Origin of the sequence: Cytobacillus sp. NJ13 (assembly GCA_030348385.1) — a bacterium.
In the GTDB taxonomy this organism is placed as follows: domain Bacteria; phylum Bacillota; class Bacilli; order Bacillales; family Cytobacillaceae; genus Cytobacillus.
The window spans coordinates 4,866,484-4,882,648 of record JAUCFP010000006.1; the positions used below are offsets into that span (position 1 = coordinate 4,866,484).

Annotated in this window: 20 protein-coding genes and 1 tRNA gene; 16 read left to right on the plus strand and 5 right to left on the minus strand. The window is 40.5% G+C overall.

What is annotated here, in order from left to right:
- Nucleotides 1–24: 24 nt before the first annotated feature.
- The 13 genes from QUF73_23950 to QUF73_24010 all read left to right on the plus strand — a co-directional run bounded on the left by QUF73_23950 (nucleotide 25) and on the right by QUF73_24010 (nucleotide 11,371).
- Nucleotides 25–666 carry a hypothetical protein gene (locus QUF73_23950; GenBank protein ID MDM5229166.1) on the plus strand — a complete coding sequence of 214 codons (642 nt, stop codon included), beginning with the start codon at nucleotides 25–27 and terminating at the stop codon, nucleotides 664–666.
- Nucleotides 667–743: 77 nt separating this feature from the next.
- Nucleotides 744–893, plus strand: coding sequence for a 50S ribosomal protein L33 (rpmG, locus tag QUF73_23955; GenBank protein MDM5229167.1), 150 nt, complete (start codon nucleotides 744–746; stop codon nucleotides 891–893).
- Between the two features lie 116 nt (nucleotides 894–1,009).
- The gene (locus tag QUF73_23960; protein ID MDM5229168.1) at nucleotides 1,010–1,585 is read left to right on the plus strand and encodes a 5-formyltetrahydrofolate cyclo-ligase; all 576 of its coding nucleotides are present in this window, start codon (nucleotides 1,010–1,012) and stop codon (nucleotides 1,583–1,585) included.
- Nucleotides 1,578–2,366: a DUF92 domain-containing protein gene (locus QUF73_23965; GenBank protein MDM5229169.1), complete on the plus strand. Its 789-nt coding sequence runs from the start codon at nucleotides 1,578–1,580 to the stop codon at nucleotides 2,364–2,366. Before QUF73_23960 ends, QUF73_23965 begins: the two co-directional genes overlap by 8 nt.
- Nucleotides 2,367–2,417: 51 nt before the next feature.
- Complete coding sequence (locus QUF73_23970) at nucleotides 2,418–3,368, plus strand: L-lactate dehydrogenase (protein ID MDM5229170.1); 951 nt, start codon at nucleotides 2,418–2,420, stop codon at nucleotides 3,366–3,368.
- Nucleotides 3,369–3,461: 93 nt separating this feature from the next.
- The gene (locus QUF73_23975; GenBank protein MDM5229171.1) at nucleotides 3,462–3,662 is read left to right on the plus strand and encodes a hypothetical protein; all 201 of its coding nucleotides are present in this window, start codon (nucleotides 3,462–3,464) and stop codon (nucleotides 3,660–3,662) included.
- A 137-nt stretch (nucleotides 3,663–3,799) separates the two neighbouring features.
- On the plus strand, nucleotides 3,800–5,320 hold the full coding sequence (locus QUF73_23980) for a rhomboid family intramembrane serine protease (protein MDM5229172.1): 1,521 nt from the start codon (nucleotides 3,800–3,802) through the stop codon (nucleotides 5,318–5,320).
- Between the two features lie 148 nt (nucleotides 5,321–5,468).
- Nucleotides 5,469–6,956 (plus strand): spore germination protein, encoded by a 1,488-nt coding sequence (locus QUF73_23985; protein ID MDM5229173.1) that lies wholly within the window; start codon nucleotides 5,469–5,471, stop codon nucleotides 6,954–6,956.
- A 159-nt stretch (nucleotides 6,957–7,115) separates the two neighbouring features.
- Complete coding sequence (locus QUF73_23990) at nucleotides 7,116–7,316, plus strand: YqgQ family protein (GenBank protein ID MDM5229174.1); 201 nt, start codon at nucleotides 7,116–7,118, stop codon at nucleotides 7,314–7,316.
- 19 nt (nucleotides 7,317–7,335) lie between these two features.
- Entirely contained in the window at nucleotides 7,336–8,298 is a 963-nt protein-coding gene (locus tag QUF73_23995; protein MDM5229175.1) for an ROK family glucokinase, read from the plus strand.
- 175 nt (nucleotides 8,299–8,473) lie between these two features.
- Complete coding sequence (locus tag QUF73_24000) at nucleotides 8,474–9,661, plus strand: M14 family metallopeptidase (protein ID MDM5229176.1); 1,188 nt, start codon at nucleotides 8,474–8,476, stop codon at nucleotides 9,659–9,661.
- A 224-nt stretch (nucleotides 9,662–9,885) separates the two neighbouring features.
- On the plus strand, nucleotides 9,886–11,040 hold the full coding sequence (locus QUF73_24005) for a hypothetical protein (protein ID MDM5229177.1): 1,155 nt from the start codon (nucleotides 9,886–9,888) through the stop codon (nucleotides 11,038–11,040).
- Nucleotides 11,041–11,056: 16 nt separating this feature from the next.
- Complete coding sequence (locus QUF73_24010) at nucleotides 11,057–11,371, plus strand: MTH1187 family thiamine-binding protein (GenBank protein MDM5229178.1); 315 nt, start codon at nucleotides 11,057–11,059, stop codon at nucleotides 11,369–11,371.
- A 97-nt stretch (nucleotides 11,372–11,468) separates the two neighbouring features.
- Here QUF73_24010 and QUF73_24015 read toward each other — a convergent pair whose 3' ends face one another.
- Together QUF73_24015 and QUF73_24020 are read right to left on the minus strand one after the other, a co-directional pair.
- The gene (locus QUF73_24015) at nucleotides 11,469–11,642 is read right to left on the minus strand and encodes a DUF2759 domain-containing protein (GenBank protein MDM5229179.1); all 174 of its coding nucleotides are present in this window, start codon (nucleotides 11,640–11,642) and stop codon (nucleotides 11,469–11,471) included.
- Nucleotides 11,643–11,768: 126 nt separating this feature from the next.
- Entirely contained in the window at nucleotides 11,769–12,245 is a 477-nt protein-coding gene (locus QUF73_24020; protein ID MDM5229180.1) for a hypothetical protein, read from the minus strand.
- A gap of 88 nt (nucleotides 12,246–12,333) precedes the next feature.
- Here QUF73_24020 and QUF73_24025 point away from each other — a divergent pair, with 88 nt between their 5' ends.
- Together QUF73_24025 and QUF73_24030 are read left to right on the plus strand one after the other, a co-directional pair.
- Nucleotides 12,334–12,969 carry an MBL fold metallo-hydrolase gene (locus QUF73_24025; protein MDM5229181.1) on the plus strand — a complete coding sequence of 212 codons (636 nt, stop codon included), beginning with the start codon at nucleotides 12,334–12,336 and terminating at the stop codon, nucleotides 12,967–12,969.
- 203 nt (nucleotides 12,970–13,172) lie between these two features.
- A complete protein-coding gene (locus tag QUF73_24030) occupies nucleotides 13,173–14,234 on the plus strand; it encodes an SAM-dependent methyltransferase (protein MDM5229182.1) in 1,062 nt (353 codons plus the stop codon).
- Nucleotides 14,235–14,279: 45 nt separating this feature from the next.
- Here QUF73_24030 and QUF73_24035 read toward each other — a convergent pair whose 3' ends face one another.
- Together QUF73_24035 and QUF73_24040 are read right to left on the minus strand one after the other, a co-directional pair.
- Nucleotides 14,280–14,525 carry a DUF2626 domain-containing protein gene (locus tag QUF73_24035; protein MDM5229183.1) on the minus strand — a complete coding sequence of 82 codons (246 nt, stop codon included), beginning with the start codon at nucleotides 14,523–14,525 and terminating at the stop codon, nucleotides 14,280–14,282.
- Between the two features lie 133 nt (nucleotides 14,526–14,658).
- Nucleotides 14,659–15,357 carry a helix-turn-helix domain-containing protein gene (locus QUF73_24040; protein MDM5229184.1) on the minus strand — a complete coding sequence of 233 codons (699 nt, stop codon included), beginning with the start codon at nucleotides 15,355–15,357 and terminating at the stop codon, nucleotides 14,659–14,661.
- 246 nt (nucleotides 15,358–15,603) lie between these two features.
- Here QUF73_24040 and QUF73_24045 point away from each other — a divergent pair, with 246 nt between their 5' ends.
- Nucleotides 15,604–15,957: a Spx/MgsR family RNA polymerase-binding regulatory protein gene (locus QUF73_24045; protein ID MDM5229185.1), complete on the plus strand. Its 354-nt coding sequence runs from the start codon at nucleotides 15,604–15,606 to the stop codon at nucleotides 15,955–15,957.
- Nucleotides 15,958–16,041: 84 nt separating this feature from the next.
- Here QUF73_24045 and QUF73_24050 read toward each other — a convergent pair.
- Nucleotides 16,042–16,113, minus strand: a tRNA-Gln gene (locus tag QUF73_24050).
- Nucleotides 16,114–16,165 lie beyond the last annotated feature (52 nt).

A 16,165-nucleotide genomic window follows, 5' to 3' on the forward strand; every position in this document is an offset into this window, starting at 1 on the left:
ATATAAAGAAAAAGGTGCATGAAGATGAATACATTAAATTGGATTCAATCTGATGTTTATGAAGAAATGGAGAAAGCGCCGATAGGGAAATTGAAAATGATTCCGGGTTTATGGATAGGCGGGAAAACTTTCTGGATGGAGAATGGCAGTAAAGAGATATTTCCTGATGAGAATATTTCTGTACAAATTAAGACAGAAAAAATACACTCTAAAATTTCATATTTTAAAAGCTATATCACAAACCATGTGGACGAGCCCAGAACGATTAAGCTCTTATTGCAGCACAGACATGAGTATTCTTCCCGTGAACATCTCTCATTCATTTCTCCCGCAGAAAATGTCATCTTTCATTTGGCTGATTCCAAGCTGTTTTTGGTTAATGGGCAGCTAAACGGCAAAAAAATGGAAGAGTGTACGATTCAGCCTTACTGGAACGTATACAGTGACCAAATTTGGAACTGCAGAAAGAAAGGAACTTTAAAATATCATCCTATGGTTCAGGGAAATGCCATAAGTGTCTTCTCGCTTAATGCAGTATTCAATGGAAGAGGGACAGTGGAAGGAGAATCATGGATTATTAACGGGGACAGCAAATCAGAAATTCTTCAGTATAACAGCCTGCTAATAGGCAGGGTTAAAGAGGATACTTTTAAAAAAACGTACTAGCATTTCAATTTAAAAAGTGATATTATAGAAAAGTCGTATGAACGAACTAGTTTGAACATAGTTTGGAGGGAAATTACATGCGTGTAAACATTACGTTAGCTTGCACAGAATGTGGAGATCGTAACTATATTTCTAAAAAAAATAAACGAAATAATCCAGATCGTCTTGAGCTTAAAAAATATTGCCCAAGAGATAAGCGTTCGACTACACATCGTGAAACAAAATAAGCGGTAGGATCATTCCTACTGCTTTTTTTGTTGATTTTTTTTATGGGTATACTTCCCTTTTTTGGTTAAATTATTGAGGGGCTTTGCAGATGAAATCTTCTGTTGGAGGGTTTGATATGGAAATGGATAAAAAGGCGCTTAGAAAGAAAATGCTGGAAAGAATGAAGGAATTGAGCAAGCCTGAGTATGAACAGCTATCCTATGAAATTGCCTGCAGCCTTTATAGCAGCCCTATATGGCTTCAGGCTAATACGATAGGAATAACGGTTTCAAAGCCGCCTGAGGCGGATACGTGGCAGATTATCAGAAAAGCATGGGAAGATGGAAAAAGGGTTGCTGTCCCGAAGTGCATTCCACACGCAAAACAAATGGTGTTCCGTGAACTGAAAAGCTTCAGGGATTTGGAGTCTGTATACTATGGATTATGGGAGCCGAGTCCAGAAAAGACAGGTGAAGTCCGCAGTGAGGAAATCGAAACTTTAATCGTACCCGGGCTGGCATACATGAAAAACGGCTTCCGCCTGGGGTTTGGGGGAGGCTATTATGATCGTTTTCTCGAGCAATATAAAGGAAGAACCGTTTCACTGGCTTTTGAACTGCAGGTCATAAACGGCTTTCCAGTTGAAAACCATGACAAGCCGGTGGAAATGATTATTACCGATCAGCGGGTGTGGGCATCCGGCAATGCTTGAATCTATTGTAATTGTTATTTTTATATTGATCACAGCGCTAGCCGGGTATTATTTTCAATTGCTGACCTTTTCAGGCAGTATAGCTGCATTCATTGTAGGAGCGGCAACAGGATGGGGATTTGGTTTTTACGGTCTCCTTGTGCTGGGGTTCTTTTTTGCTAGTTCAAGCTTTTGGTCAAAATTTAAAAGCCATAGAAAAGAGACATTCGAACATAAGCATGCAAAAGGGTCAAGAAGGGATTGGCAGCAGGTGGCAGCAAACGGAGGAATAGCAGCTATTGCCAGCATATTTTATCTTCTGAACCCATTACCGGTTTGGCTAATAGCATTTCTAATCGGCCTGGCTGCAGCGAACTCGGATACCTGGGCATCAGAAATTGGCTCATTAAGTAAAAAACCTCCCATTTCATTGAGGACCTGGAAGCCAATAGAAACGGGAACTTCAGGTGCTGTCAGCATTTTGGGCACAATTGCAGCTTTGTCAGGTTCTTTTGCTATTGGACTTCTGGCATTCATGCTGTTCAGTGTTTCATTTTATGAGGCTTTGCTTATTGGGATCTTTGGATTTGCGGGAAATCTGATTGATTCCATATTTGGAGCTTTTTTTCAGGCTGAATACAAGTGCCTGGTGTGCAATGCACACATTGAAAAAACCGAACATTGCGGGCAGCCGGCCTCTTTGGTAAAAGGCAGGCGTTTTGCAGATAATGACTTTGTTAATTTTTTTTCAGGTTTAGCTTCTGCCTCGGTGGGAATGCTTCTATATATTGTATTGACATAAAGGGACTAAGAGGAAGCTGTTCCTTACCATAAAGTGAAAAGGGGAGTTGTTATGAAAAATCGGGTAAACAGAGTTGTGCTGATTGGAACTGGCTTTGTGGGCTCAAGCTATGCCTTTGCACTATTAAATCAGGGTGTTACAGAGGAATTGGTTCTGATCGATTTAAATAAGGATAAATCTGAAGGAGATGCGATGGATTTGAATCATGGCATGCCATTTGCCCCTTCCCCAACATCAATCTGGTTTGGAGATTATTCAGATTGCAAAGAGGCTGATTTGGTTGTCATAACTGCTGGAGCGAATCAAAAGCCTGGGGAGACTCGCCTGGATCTTGTGGAAAAAAACGCTAAAATCTTTAAAGACATTGTGGATCATGTTATGGACAGCGGCTTTGATGGCATTTTCCTGGTTGCAACGAATCCAGTTGATATTCTGACGTATGCAGTCTGGAAGTTCTCCGGACTGCCAAAAGAAAGAGTAATCGGGTCTGGAACGATATTGGATACGGCCAGATTCAGGTTTCTGCTGGGAGAATATTTCAAAGTCGATACGCGCAATGTTCATGCTTATATTATAGGTGAACACGGGGATACTGAATTGCCTGTATGGAGCCATGCTGATATTGCAGGGAAAAACATTGATGACTGGATGGGGAAAGAAGAGAATTTTAGGCAGGCAGATCTTAATTCGATATTCCTTAATGTCAGAGATGCGGCTTATCAGATTATTGAGCGAAAAGGGGCGACTTATTATGGAATAGCCATGGGTCTGGTCAGGCTGACGAAAGCCATCCTTCAGAACGAGAATTCGGTCCTTACGGTGTCAGCATACTTAGATGGGGAATATGGTCATGATGATGTGTACATTGGGGTACCTGCTATAGTCAATAGAAATGGCATTCGCGACATTGTTGAACTTCACTTAAACAGCGAAGAGAAGGATAAGTTTACCCATTCTGTAAATGTTCTTAAGAAAACGATGGAGCCGATAATGAAGGAATAGTCAGCTTGCATTGGGGAGCGAATTTTATTTTGTTCTGAAGCATGGATAAAAATTATTTCCTCTTCTCACAATAAGGAAGAGGAGGGATTTTTAATGTCTCGATTACTATCTATATTTATGATAGGCCTTGGCACTTATTTTGCCTATCATAACCGTTATCGATTGATTAATGTTATTTTTGGGAATGTCTTTTTGCGGAAACTGCTAGTCACTTCAGTAATGAGTTTTCCGCTTGTCCGCGACAGGATGATGAGCTCTGTTTTCTCTTCCGGGCCATCGGAAGGGCGGCAATAAAGAAGTAAAAAGACCGTAATGGTCTTTTTATTTTGGAAAAATATTTAGGTGCTTTTTCTTTTACAAAAGGTTTCTTTTTTGCCTATAGTAAAATAAAGTATTGTAATCATTGCAACATATAGAGAGTGGGGGAAGAATTGGCCGTTCAAGAGGATTATTTATTTTGGAAACTTGCGGATTATTTCATATCTGATCAGGGGTACAGAATGATTCAGCTATCTGGAGATCAGGATGAATTATGGCTTGAAAAGATGGAGCATAGAACGATAAAGGCAATCAGGCTCTTAAAATATAATCTTGACTGGAGCAATTGGATGCAGCGGGATATTGAAGTTACTGCCCAAAAAGCAGAATCTGTCAGGAAGCAGCTTGGTAAAAGGGAGATGCCGGTATTAAATATCTATGTCACTAAGTACCTGCCTGTAGATGACTATGAATTCCGCATCACAGACCCCTTCATGCCTGAAAATGCGAAAGCCTCTGTCCAAACCCTAATCATTGAGTCCGGCAAACCGGATAGCCTAAGTGCGGTTGAGGCCATTTTCGAAAAGCCATTAACGCTTCTGTCCGGAAATTATACGGAAATGGATGTTGATGCTCTGAAGCACGCTGCTCTTTCTAAAGCTGTGAAAACAGCAAAGAAAGAAAAGGAAATGTTTAATTTTGGGAAGCCTTTCTTTACGTATATATTCATTTTTATTCAAGTTGCTGTTTTTTTATTTTTGGAAGCAATGGGCGGGAGCACAGATACATCGACTTTAATTAAGTATGGAGCTAAATTTAACCCATTAATTCTTGAGGGGGAATGGTGGAGGTTTTTGACTCCGATTGTTCTTCATATTGGGCTGCTGCATTTATTAATGAATACACTTGCCTTATTTTATCTTGGTTCGGCAGTGGAACGCGTGTATGGAAATATAAGGTTCTTATTTATTTATTTGGCTGCTGGCTTTGGCGGGACATTAGCCAGTTTCATTTTTAGCCCTACACTTTCAGCTGGGGCAAGCGGAGCTATTTTTGGCTGTTTCGGAGCACTTTTATATTTTGGGCTCATTTATCCTAGTCTTTTCTTCCGAACAATGGGATTTAATATACTTGTAGTATTGGGAATCAACCTTGCTTTTGGGTTTACCATTCCAGGGATTGATAACGCTGGCCATATCGGGGGGCTGATTGGCGGATTTCTTGCTACTGGGATTGTGCATTTTCCCAAGAAGAAACGGCCAATGCTTCAGTTCCTGTTTTTAGCAGCATCATTCTGTCTGGCTGCTGGATTGTTGAAATATGGTTTCAATGAACCAGGAAGGCTTTTAAATGAACAGACTGCAATGATAATGGCCCAGGAGCAAATAAATGCTGAAGAGTATGAACAGGCTCGTTCAATGCTTGCTGATTTTGTTAATGAAGGGAACGCTTCCCCGGAAGCTTATTTTCTGTTATCCTATGCGGAAATAAAAGTGGGACAACTGGAAGAAGCAAAAGCGCATCTCCTCCACGTGGTGAAGGAAGAAGCTTCTTTCCACGAAGCACATTATAATCTGGCACTGATCTATTTAGATGAAGAAGACCCGGAAAAAGCAAGGCATCATGCTGAAGAAGCCGCTGGTCTTAAACCGGATCAGGAAGAGTATCAAAAGCTATTAAAGCAAATAGAATAGAAAGACAGCCGATATTATACTGAATTTTCAGCTTACTTCCTGGGAAATAAAATCTTCATTTCCGGGGATTTTTCATTGAATCATGCCAGTCATTGGTATGATTTTTTTTTTGCATGTCTATGATGTTGAATAGTATGCAAGGAAAAGAATGGAACAGAATGCTGAGGTGGGGATTTTGGAGAAAGTCAGAAAAGAGCCTGTAAAGGGTTCGCTGAAAGAAAATATAAAATATCTTAAAGATGCACTTGGAGTTGAAAAAAGCTTTGATGTGATTCAGCTGGATGTTGAATATGCTGAAAGGGAAATGGCTCTATATCTTGTAGATGGCTTTGTAAAAGACGATATATTGCACTATCTGATGAAAATGCTTGCTGGATTGGATGCAGGCCAGCTGGAAGGGGATACACTTTCCCGGTTAATAAAAACGTATATACCATACGTAGAGGTTGAAACCACTGATGATCTGGATAAAGTTGTGGATATGGTACTGGCTGGTCCGACTGCATTAGTCGTGGATGGTGTCGATGAAGTGATCCTCATTGATGCCCGTACATATCCGGTTAGAGGCCCACAGGAGCCTGATATCGAACGTGTTGTCCGCGGTTCAAGGGATGGGTTTGTAGAAACACTCGTTTTTAATACTGCTTTAACGAGGAGAAGAATTAGAGACCGGACACTTCGCATGGAATATATGCAAGTGGGAAGACGGTCTAAAACAGATATTGTTGTCAGTTATATTGAAGACATTGCAGATCCTGAAATGGTCAAAAAAATAAAGGATTCAATTTCTAAGATTGACACTGATGGATTGCCAATGGCCGAAAAATCAATAGAGGAATTCATTTCTGGCCGGCATTGGAATCCATATCCAATGGTAAGATATACTGAAAGGCCTGATACAGCAGCAACCCATCTTTATGAAGGGCATGTCTGCATTATCGTCGATGGTTCGCCCAGTGTGATCATAACACCGACAACCTTCTGGCATCACCTGCAGCATGCTGAGGAATACAGGAATAAGCCTCTTGTAGGTGCTTATTTGCGATTTGTCCGCTTTTTGGCTGTATGGGCTTCCATTTTTCTTTTGCCCTTATGGTACCTATTTGCAATAGAGCCACAGCTGCTGCCTGATGTATTATCATATATCGGGCCAAATGATACAGGACAGCTGCCATTAGTCATTCAGTTCCTTATGATAGAGCTCGGTCTCGATATGCTGAGGATGGCAGCGATCCATACGCCATCCGCGCTGGCCACTGCACTAGGTCTGGTGGCGGCCCTGATGATTGGCCAGGTAGCTGTTGAAGTTGGATTGTTCATTAATGAAGTAATTCTTTATTTAGCAATAGCAGCAATTGGAACATTTTCAACACCAAGCTATGAAATGAGCCTGGCTAACAGGCTGATAAGAATAGCTCTGCTGATTGCAACAAGTCTTTTCCATACTTATGGATATGTAGTTGGCATCATGCTGCTGATAATCATGCTGGCTAGAATGAAATCTTTTGGAGTGCCGTACTTGTGGCCGTTCATCCCTTTCAATCTGAGAGCATTCAGGGATGTATTGCTCAGATCGCCAATACCATTGAAGAACAGGCGGCCGCGTTTCCTGCATCCCAAAGATCCAGACCGCTAAATGTAAAAAATCCCTCACTGGCTGCTGTGCCAGAAAGGGATTTTTTACATTAGTCCGGGAATCTTATTTATTTCCGGGAGCTTGTCCATCTTGAGAAGGATGGAAATATAGATTATACTTTATTGTGGTATAAACTTATCGAAAAAGCAGAGGTACAGAATGAAAACCATTTATGATATACAGCAATTCCTGAAGAAGTATGGGACAATCATCTACATAGGGGATCGTGAAGCTGATTTGGAGCTTATGGCTGCCGAATTAAAAGAGCTATATGATTCTCAGCTTATTGATGTGAAAGATTACCAGAGCAGCATCTTGATTTTACGGACTGAAATTCAGAATCTTAAAGAGAAAAAATAGACAGAAAAGGTGATGGGGTTTGGCAGAAAAATGGCTGGTTGGGGTAGATTTAGGCGGAACAACTACAAAACTTGCTTTTATCAACTACTATGGGGAAATCATTCATAAATGGGAAATTCCCACTGACAATAGTGAAGAAGGAAAAAATATTACGATAAATATTGCTAAAGCCATCGATCATAAATTGGAGGAACTGGATTTAAGCAAGGACAAAATCATCGGCATTGGCATGGGGGCCCCAGGTCCTGTAAATCTGGCAACAGGTGTTGTTTATAACACTGTTAATTTAGGCTGGAAAGATAATTACCCGCTGAAGGATTTGCTTGAAGTGGAAACATCGCTTCCAGTCATCATTGATAATGATGCTAACTGCGCAGCTCTGGGGGAAATGTGGAAAGGTGCCGGAAATGGCGCTAAAGATCTTGTATGTGTCACACTTGGCACAGGTGTCGGCGGCGGAGTAATTGCAAACGGAGATATTGTGCAGGGAGCCAGCGGGGCTGCAGGTGAAATAGGCCACATTACTTCTGTTCCTATTGGCGGAGCTCAGTGCAATTGCGGAAAAACTGGCTGCCTTGAAACTATAGCATCAGCTACAGGCATTGTCCGTCAGGCTCTTGAAAACCTGGAATCAGGTGGAGAAGGGGTTCTTTCCAATTTGTATAAGGAGAATGGGTTTATCACCGCAAAAGATGTTTTCGATTCGGCAAGGAATGGGGATAAAACATCTCTTCTGGTAGTCAATGAAACAGCTATGCACCTTGGACTGGCATTGGCAAATATTGCGAATACCTTAAATCCTGAAAAAATTGTTTTAGGCGGAGGAGTATCCAAAGCAGGGGATGTCCTGCTGAAGCCTGTTATTGAAAACTTCGTTAAATTTGCGTTTCCAGGAGTGAAGGAATCCACAGTCATTGATATTGCGACATTGGGCAATGATGCTGGCGTAATTGGAGCAGCATGGCTTGCTAAAAATAAATAAATTGAAAAAAAAGGTGCCTGATTGTGTGCAGGTGCTTTTTCTTTGCTTAAAAACAGTGAGAGTCTTTAGACACTGCGGAGTCCTTTTTCATATCAGCAATTCATATTTACACAGTTAAACAGTCATCTTTTTTTCCTTTTTTCATAAAATTGAAATGATGGAAAGGGGGATAAAGATGAAAGTCAAAGTCCGGTCCGGAGACTCCTTATGGTATTACAGTCAGCTCTTTATGGTGCCAGTCAATCTCATTGCTGATTCCAATCCCGGCGTTAATCCTGCATCGCTGCAGATAGGCCAGGAAATTAATATTCCAGGCTTTACATTGCACAATTATACGGTTAGACCAGGAGACACCTTTTGGAAGCTGAGTTCTTCCCGAAACCTTTCTGCAGATGCTCTTCTCCTGGTTAATCAATCCCTTAATCCCACCAGTCTGGCCCCTGGTGCAGCCATAAAGCTGCCAAGGCGGGTAATATCTCCAATTGTATCAGGCAGGAGAAATTATGACTATAAAGCTTTAACGGCCGATATTTCCATGCTGTCAGATATTTATCCGTTTATAAAGGTAAATACAATTGGCAGAAGTGTCCTTGGGAAGCCAATTCAGGAGATTCGTCTGGGAAAAAGGAATAAGAAAGTGCAAATTAATGCATCTTTTCATGCAAACGAATGGATTACAACCCCTATATTAATGGCTTTGCTGAACAGCTTTCTCTTATCCATAACAAATGTCCGGCCGATAAGAGGGATTGCAACAATGCCTTTATATAATTCTGTTGACCTTTCCATAGTTCCAATGGTGAACCCTGATGGAGTAGATCTCGTCTTAAATGGGCCACCTCCAGATCTAAGGGAAGAAGTAATCGCCATAAATAGGGGAAGCACTGATTTCACAGGCTGGAAGGCTAATATTAGGGGTGTTGATTTAAATAATCAGTATCCTGCCAAATGGGAATTTGAGAAGCAGAGAAGTGAACAAAATGCTCCGGCACCAAGAGATTACCTTGGCGAAGCCCCGTTAACGGAACCAGAAGCCATAGCAATGGCGGAACTGGCAAAAGATAATCAATTCGACCGGATGCTTGCATTCCATACACAAGGAGCAGAATTTTATTGGGGATTCGAGGGATTGGAGCCGCCGGAATCACAGGTGCTCGCGCTTGAGTTCGAGCGTGTCAGCGGGTATAAAGCAGTTCAATACATTGATAGTTTTGCGGGTTATAAGGATTGGTTCATACAGGAGTTCCGGAGACCGGGATTCACAATTGAACTTGGAAGAGGCATCAATCCGCTGCCCCTGTCACAATTTGATGATATTTATGAAGAAGTGCTGGGCATTTTTCTTGCATCGCTTTATATGTGAGAAATTAACATTGAAAATGCTTCTTTATTGTATTTTAATCAAACAGACATTAAAATAACTATCATACTAACTTCACAAGCCAATAGTTCTATGGCAACCAGCCGCTTTTCCAAATCGAAGACGGAAAAACGGCTTTTTCCTATTAAATACATTAATACTATTATTTTTGAAACATTTTCATGCTGTTTACGTACTTATATTTAGGGAGAAAAGGAGGTGCGGATTTGCTGAACACTCAATCTACATATCAAAGGAAGTTTCTTTTTTTATTTTTTATTCTGATGGTTTCACTATTTTTAATAACCGGCTGTGAACAGCCGGAAAAAGCTGAGATGCAGCAGAAAAAGAATCAAGAAACAGAAACCTCTGAACCGTCCGCACCACCTGATAATGAAAATAAGAGCGTTAAGCCAATCCGGATTACAGAAGGGGAATTTCAGGGAGCAAATGGCTGGCTCAGCGATGATAAAATTGTTTACACTGTAAATGAGGGAACAGCTTCCAGGGTTTTTTCTTATAACCTCTTTTCTGGCGATCAAAATCTTCTTTATGAAAGTTCACATCCGATTGCGTCCGTAACGGTCAGCCCAGCTGGCAAATACATTCTGATTCGAACATCACCAGGAACTTATGAAGGAACTTTAACGGTTATAAAAGCAAATGGGAAAGTTGTTTGGGAGGAAAATATTACAGGCTATGATTTTGCAGTTGAGTGGAACCCTTATCATGAAGAATCATTATTAATTGCTTCATTTACTGAAGACTGGGATTTTACTTCCTACCATATCGATATTGCAAAAGGTACATCAGAAGAATTAAACCTAAGGGAGCCTTTTGCCAAATGGGGGGATTCGAATCATCTTTTCTTCCTTGATTGGGACAGTGAAAACCCGTCACTTTTCGCACCGCTGGTTAAACAATCTATTGATGGAAATAATGAAACCCAGGTTGAGGCAGACATTTTTCAATTCGATGCTGCCAAAGACAGGCTAATGACCATCACTGTGCCGGCAGATCAGTCAGACCAGGCTAAGTATACTTTTATGGATAATGATTTCAGGAAGCTATCATCAATCTCAGTGCCTCATTTGACAAGGTTTTCAGATTGGCTGGTACCGTATTATGACTGGACTCCTCGGGGCATCATAACTTTTCAGCCATTGTATAGCGCTGAAAGTGATATGTATGCAGGGGGATTTCAGCTTATATCCGTTGACAGTGAAACAGGAGATAAGGAAGTGCTTCTGGAAGATATGGAAAATGCGCCGCTCAGCTGCTCACCCAATGGGACAGCCTGTTTAGCGGGTTTTTATCTCGAAGAATTAATAATGACCGACAGAAGAGAAGTCTTTCGGTTAGTAGAACATAAATCAAGTTAGATAGAGGGGTAAAGATATGGCTATTGCAGATGTTACTGTTATTCCAATTGGAACGGAAACGCCAAGTGTCAGCAGTTATGTGGCAGACATTCAGCGTGTATTAAAAAAATACGAAGAAAGCGGCAAAATCCGATTTCAGCTGACACCTATGAATACCATTATTGAAGGGGAGCTTGCTGATTTGTTTGAGGTCATCCAGGCAATGCATGAAGTCCCTTTTGAAAATGGCCTAATGAGGGTGGCGACGAATATCCGCATTGATGACAGACGTGATGTTAAAAGGAAAATGGAAGAAAAAGTCCGAAGGGTTGAAAGTCAGTTAAATGGCTAAAATAAAAGGGCTCCCCGTTGAGGGAAGCCCTTTTATTTTTTTAAAAGTCAAGCTCCAGGCGCCATCTGCTAATTCGAGCGGGCACGTTGCGCTTTTCTTAGTGAACAGCAGGATATCCACTGTTAATTATGGTCATTACAGAGAACCATCCGAAAACGGCAAGTGTTCCTACAGCAAAAACCAAGCCAAGGAAGTTCTTGTTTTTCAGTGCGCTAAACGCACCAAAAGCTGCAAGAACTGCGACTAATGCAAAAATAATTGGTAGTCCCATTAAAACAGCCCCCTTTATTTCGTGATCACCAGGCAAAAGCCAGATCAAAATCATTGTTCAGGTTATATACCCATTATGTAAAAACCCAAGTATATACATTCGTCCTTTATTTTATATTTTTTTCTTCTATTTGTCGAGGTCTAAAAATGACACTTGTATGTCATATGCTTCAGCAATGCCGATTATTAAATCCTTTAAGTGAAGTTCTGAAAAATAAACCAATGGCACTTCTTCTTTTGCCGTAAAGACTAAATGTTCCTGAAATTGATAGAGAGCCATCCGGATATCTTCCTCACTGCCCCCGGTTATAGTAAAGGCGCTAAGAAGCTCAGTGAACAAGCAGAATCCGCTGTCTGTTTCTATAGCATAATCATTAAAAGTATCTCCCTTTACACCGGAATTTATGTAAAAGAGCTTAAAAAATTCTTCGAACAGCCCGGCTTCGGCGAGTACACTTCTTGTAAATTCTGCATGAGCCATCTGCTCAAACAGAAAAGTGCTCTGCTGGAAATCGAACAGATCAGTCTCTTTTTTTATTAGATCCATGAATTCTGGCACATCTTGAATAATATAGCTGGCTTCAACGCCATATAGGATTTTCATCTTATTCTCCTTTTGCAGATTTAAGGCATTCCATTCTGATATAGTGTAAAATAATAAACAATTAAACCAACAATAGGAGGTGTATGCAATGGAATGGAATCAGATCCCTCTTGGCCCATTGCAAACAAACTGTTATGTACTTTCGAATGAAAACAAAGATTGTTTAATCTTCGATCCGGGTGAAGAGAGCGGAAAACTAAGCGCTATTATTGAACAAAAAAGGCTAAATCCTTTAGCTGTAATTCTTACTCATGCCCACTTTGATCATATTGGCGCTGTAGACGAAATACGAGATGCATTTTCTATTCCTGTATACATACATGAAAAAGAAGCAGCGTGGCTTCCAGATCCAGCATTAAATGGTTCGCACCTTTTTAGAATAGGCAAGCTGATAAAAGCAAGGGCCGCCGACCATATTATAACAGGGGAACAAGAGTTGAGCATAGGTGAATTTAACTTAAAAATTTTAGAGACGCCAGGCCATTCTCCCGGCAGTATTTCACTGTATTTTAAAGATGCTGATATCGTGGTTGCCGGTGATGCATTATTCAGCGGGAGCATTGGACGCACAGACCTGCCGGGCGGCAATCATCAGCAGCTTCTTGAAAGTATACATAATAAGCTATTAACATTGCCTGAAGAAACAGAAGTACTTCCAGGACATGGACCGGTTACGACAATTGGACAGGAAATGGATTCAAATCCATTCCTGAATGGGTTCTGAATGTAAAATAGAAAAGCCCTTCTCCAATGAGAAGGGCTTTTCTGGGGGATGTTTTATTCATATAAAAATGGGAGGGGATATAGTTAAGCTACTACATTAACAATATAACAGAGAAAACACTATGTCAATAGTGAAAACAGTGATCAAAACAATATTACATGGCTGTTCCAATGAGCTAGAATTTTTTAAAAAAGGGAGTTCTTATGCGGAATTTTTTGATGAATTTTATAGAAAATACTCCTCAGCAAATGATCAGCTATGCTGAATATATCCAGCAGGCCCTGTACCATTCCGAATATGGTTATTATATGAAAAATATGCTGAAAATTGGGCCAGGAGGAGATTTTATAACAAGCAGCAATATTTCTGATATATATGGAAGAACCATTTCAAAGTGGTTTTTTCAGAAGGCAAAGGAGTATAAGCTGCCTTTTCAGGTCTGCGAAATAGGGGGCGGAAATGGGCGTTTCGCCAGAGCTTTCATTGATGAATGGAATCTTATTGCTGATGAAGAGATTCATTACTGCATTCTTGAAACAAGCCCCTATCACAGGAAGCTGCAGCGGGAACAGATTGCATTTTCTGAACATATCAGACAAATAGATAGCTTGAATGAAATCACTCCATTTTGCGGCATGATTTTTTCAAATGAGCTGTTTGATGCCTTGCCCGTACATGTGGTTGAAAAAAAGAATGATCAATTGCATGAAATTATGGTAACCGTAAAAGAAGGGGAGCTTGCAGAGAAAGCTGTGCCATTAACAAATGGAGATATTTGCTTATTTCTTGAAGAAAGCGGTCTGTCACTTAGCAATGGCCAAAGAATTGAAATTCCTCTGCAAATGGAACAGATGATTGAGAGCTTGTCTGCTGCACTGGATAAAGGCATTGTACTGACTGCCGATTATGGATATACAGATAAGGAATGGCAAGAACCGATGAGAAGGGATGGAAGTCTCAGAGGTTATTACAAGCATTCTTTAATCAATAATGTACTGGAGCACCCAGGAGAGATGGACATAACCAGCCATATCCACTTTGATTCCCTGATCCGCATTGGAGAAAAGGGAGGGCTGAATTTCCATTTTAAAATGAGGCAGGACGAATTCTTTCTGTCTGCGGGCATTTTACAGGAACTTGAAGATCATTATGATCCTAACCCTTTTTCTCCTATCAGCAAAAGAAACCGGGCAATCAGAAGTCTGATTATGCCTTCAGGAATGAGTTCAGCATTTCATCTAGTTCTTCAGGCAAAGAAAATATGAGAAAAATAAAAAAGCGATGGATTCATCGCTTTTTTATATCGGCTATTAGTGGCCGCCAGCGCCAGGTGTCATCATAAATGTTGACCAATAAGTGAAGCCTACGAAGAAAACGGTTAAGTATGCTCCAAAAACATAAATATACATACGTTCGGAAAGCTTTAAGTAGCTTAAAAGCAGGAAAAATCCTGTTTGGCCGAAGAAAATCAAGGACGTTGTATACATATCGCCAAGGTAAAACATAACAGCGAAAATTCCCGTCCAGAAGCCTAATACTCTGTACATACGATCCATATGTATCCCTCCTTTTACCCTTACAAGTCCATCACTACAATATTATAAAGTAAATGCTCAATAAAAGTAAATAATGGTTTCAAAATAGTACACAAAGCATGGCCTTTTTCCCGCCATTTTCTCTGGGTGTTATTTAGTTTCCAACAATTGCCTGGTAGGAGCATGCATCACAGCCAGTCAGCATATTTTGCTTTTCCACCAGCTGAATGGAATCAAACAAACTTTCAAACATTCCCTTCAAATATTCATAATGCATATTGCACACAGGCTCTGCATGCCGAGCTGCAACCTCTTTAAATGGGCAATTATAAATTTGGAAATAGACAATGGTCTTTTCGTCATTTGCATCAAATTCAGGGTGAAAACCTGACATATCGGCAGCATGCTTTAAGATGTTTAATTTCTGGTCAAAGGTAAGTTTTTCTGTGCCTGCAAATCTTCTAAGCTCTTGCTGGATCAGTTCTCTGCCAAATTTCTTTCCTGTCGAATATAGTGCTTTTCTGCCTTCTTCACCTAACTCCAGCATTGTCTCCATGGCTATTTTGGCCAGCAGCTGATAATCCCTGTAAGGAAAATGCAGCTGAATTACATCATCAGATAACCGGTATAACCGGCTTGGCCTTCCGCCTTTGCCTGTTTTTTTTGTTTCAGATACAAGCATACTGACATCTTCGAGCTTGGATAAATGCAATCTTGCCACATTGGGATGGATGCTGAAATTATCTGCAATCTCCTGTACGGTAACATTTTTATGTCTTTTCGTAATGTATTGATAAATATAATAGCGGGTTGGATCGGATAACACATTAGTTATTTTTAATGTTTGCTCCATTTATTGTCACCTCAAAAGGGTTATTTATTCCCGAGGTCATCAGCAGTCACTTATATGATTTAGCTGGCGCCTTCCTGGCCTGCTTCCATTATAATACAGTCGATTGAGGTTAACACTGTAATCACTATAAGTTTAGAAAATGTTCACAAATGAGGTTTAATTACTTATACAAGAGTGTATACATTAATTATACAAATGATGTACAATAAGAATAGATATAATACTGAATTTGTGAGGTGAAGAGGTATGAGCCAATTGACATTTTTCACATATCCCAGCTGTACTTCCTGCAGAAAGACGAAAAAATGGCTGACAGCCCATTCAATTGATTTTGAAGAAAGACATCTCTTCAGGGAGACTCCATCACCAAGAGAATTATTAAAAATCCTTTCCTTAACAACAAGCGGCCTTGACGAGCTGCTCGCGACCCGCAGCCAATCCTATAAAAAACTGGAACAGAACCTTGAAGAATTATCGTTATCAGAAGTGGTGCAATTGGTAATAAAGGAGCCAAAACTGCTCCGGAGGCCCATACTGACAACCGGAGATAAAATTGTCATTGGCTATAATCCGGATGCATTTAAGAATATTGCGAAATAGATTTAAAGAGGAATGCGTATATAATGCGCATTCTTTTTTTTTGAAGTGAAAAAGGAAGGAACACCTGGTGTCCTTCCATAATTACTGGGCTAGCAGGATTCGAACCTGCGCATGACGGAGTCAAAGTCCGGTGCCTTACCGCTTGGCTATAGCCCATCAATTCATTTGGTACACTTTTATTATGAAAAGAAAGAATTAATTTATTCAC

Coding starts and splice junctions, on each gene's coding strand:
- QUF73_23950 (MDM5229166.1), top strand. CDS start 25: ATGAATACATTAAATTGGATTCAATCTGATGTTTATGAAGAAATGGAG.
- rpmG (MDM5229167.1), top strand. CDS start 744: ATGCGTGTAAACATTACGTTAGCTTGCACAGAATGTGGAGATCGTAAC.
- QUF73_23960 (MDM5229168.1), top strand. CDS start 1,010: ATGGAAATGGATAAAAAGGCGCTTAGAAAGAAAATGCTGGAAAGAATG.
- QUF73_23965 (MDM5229169.1), top strand. CDS start 1,578: ATGCTTGAATCTATTGTAATTGTTATTTTTATATTGATCACAGCGCTA.
- QUF73_23970 (MDM5229170.1), top strand. CDS start 2,418: ATGAAAAATCGGGTAAACAGAGTTGTGCTGATTGGAACTGGCTTTGTG.
- QUF73_23975 (MDM5229171.1), top strand. CDS start 3,462: ATGTCTCGATTACTATCTATATTTATGATAGGCCTTGGCACTTATTTT.
- QUF73_23985 (MDM5229173.1), top strand. CDS start 5,469: ATGGAACAGAATGCTGAGGTGGGGATTTTGGAGAAAGTCAGAAAAGAG.
- QUF73_23990 (MDM5229174.1), top strand. CDS start 7,116: ATGAAAACCATTTATGATATACAGCAATTCCTGAAGAAGTATGGGACA.
- QUF73_24000 (MDM5229176.1), top strand. CDS start 8,474: ATGAAAGTCAAAGTCCGGTCCGGAGACTCCTTATGGTATTACAGTCAG.
- QUF73_24010 (MDM5229178.1), top strand. CDS start 11,057: ATGGCTATTGCAGATGTTACTGTTATTCCAATTGGAACGGAAACGCCA.
- QUF73_24015 (MDM5229179.1), bottom strand. CDS start 11,642: ATGGGACTACCAATTATTTTTGCATTAGTCGCAGTTCTTGCAGCTTTT.
- QUF73_24020 (MDM5229180.1), bottom strand. CDS start 12,245: ATGAAAATCCTATATGGCGTTGAAGCCAGCTATATTATTCAAGATGTG.
- QUF73_24025 (MDM5229181.1), top strand. CDS start 12,334: ATGGAATGGAATCAGATCCCTCTTGGCCCATTGCAAACAAACTGTTAT.
- QUF73_24030 (MDM5229182.1), top strand. CDS start 13,173: ATGCGGAATTTTTTGATGAATTTTATAGAAAATACTCCTCAGCAAATG.
- QUF73_24035 (MDM5229183.1), bottom strand. CDS start 14,525: ATGGATCGTATGTACAGAGTATTAGGCTTCTGGACGGGAATTTTCGCT.
- QUF73_24040 (MDM5229184.1), bottom strand. CDS start 15,357: ATGGAGCAAACATTAAAAATAACTAATGTGTTATCCGATCCAACCCGC.
- QUF73_24045 (MDM5229185.1), top strand. CDS start 15,604: ATGAGCCAATTGACATTTTTCACATATCCCAGCTGTACTTCCTGCAGA.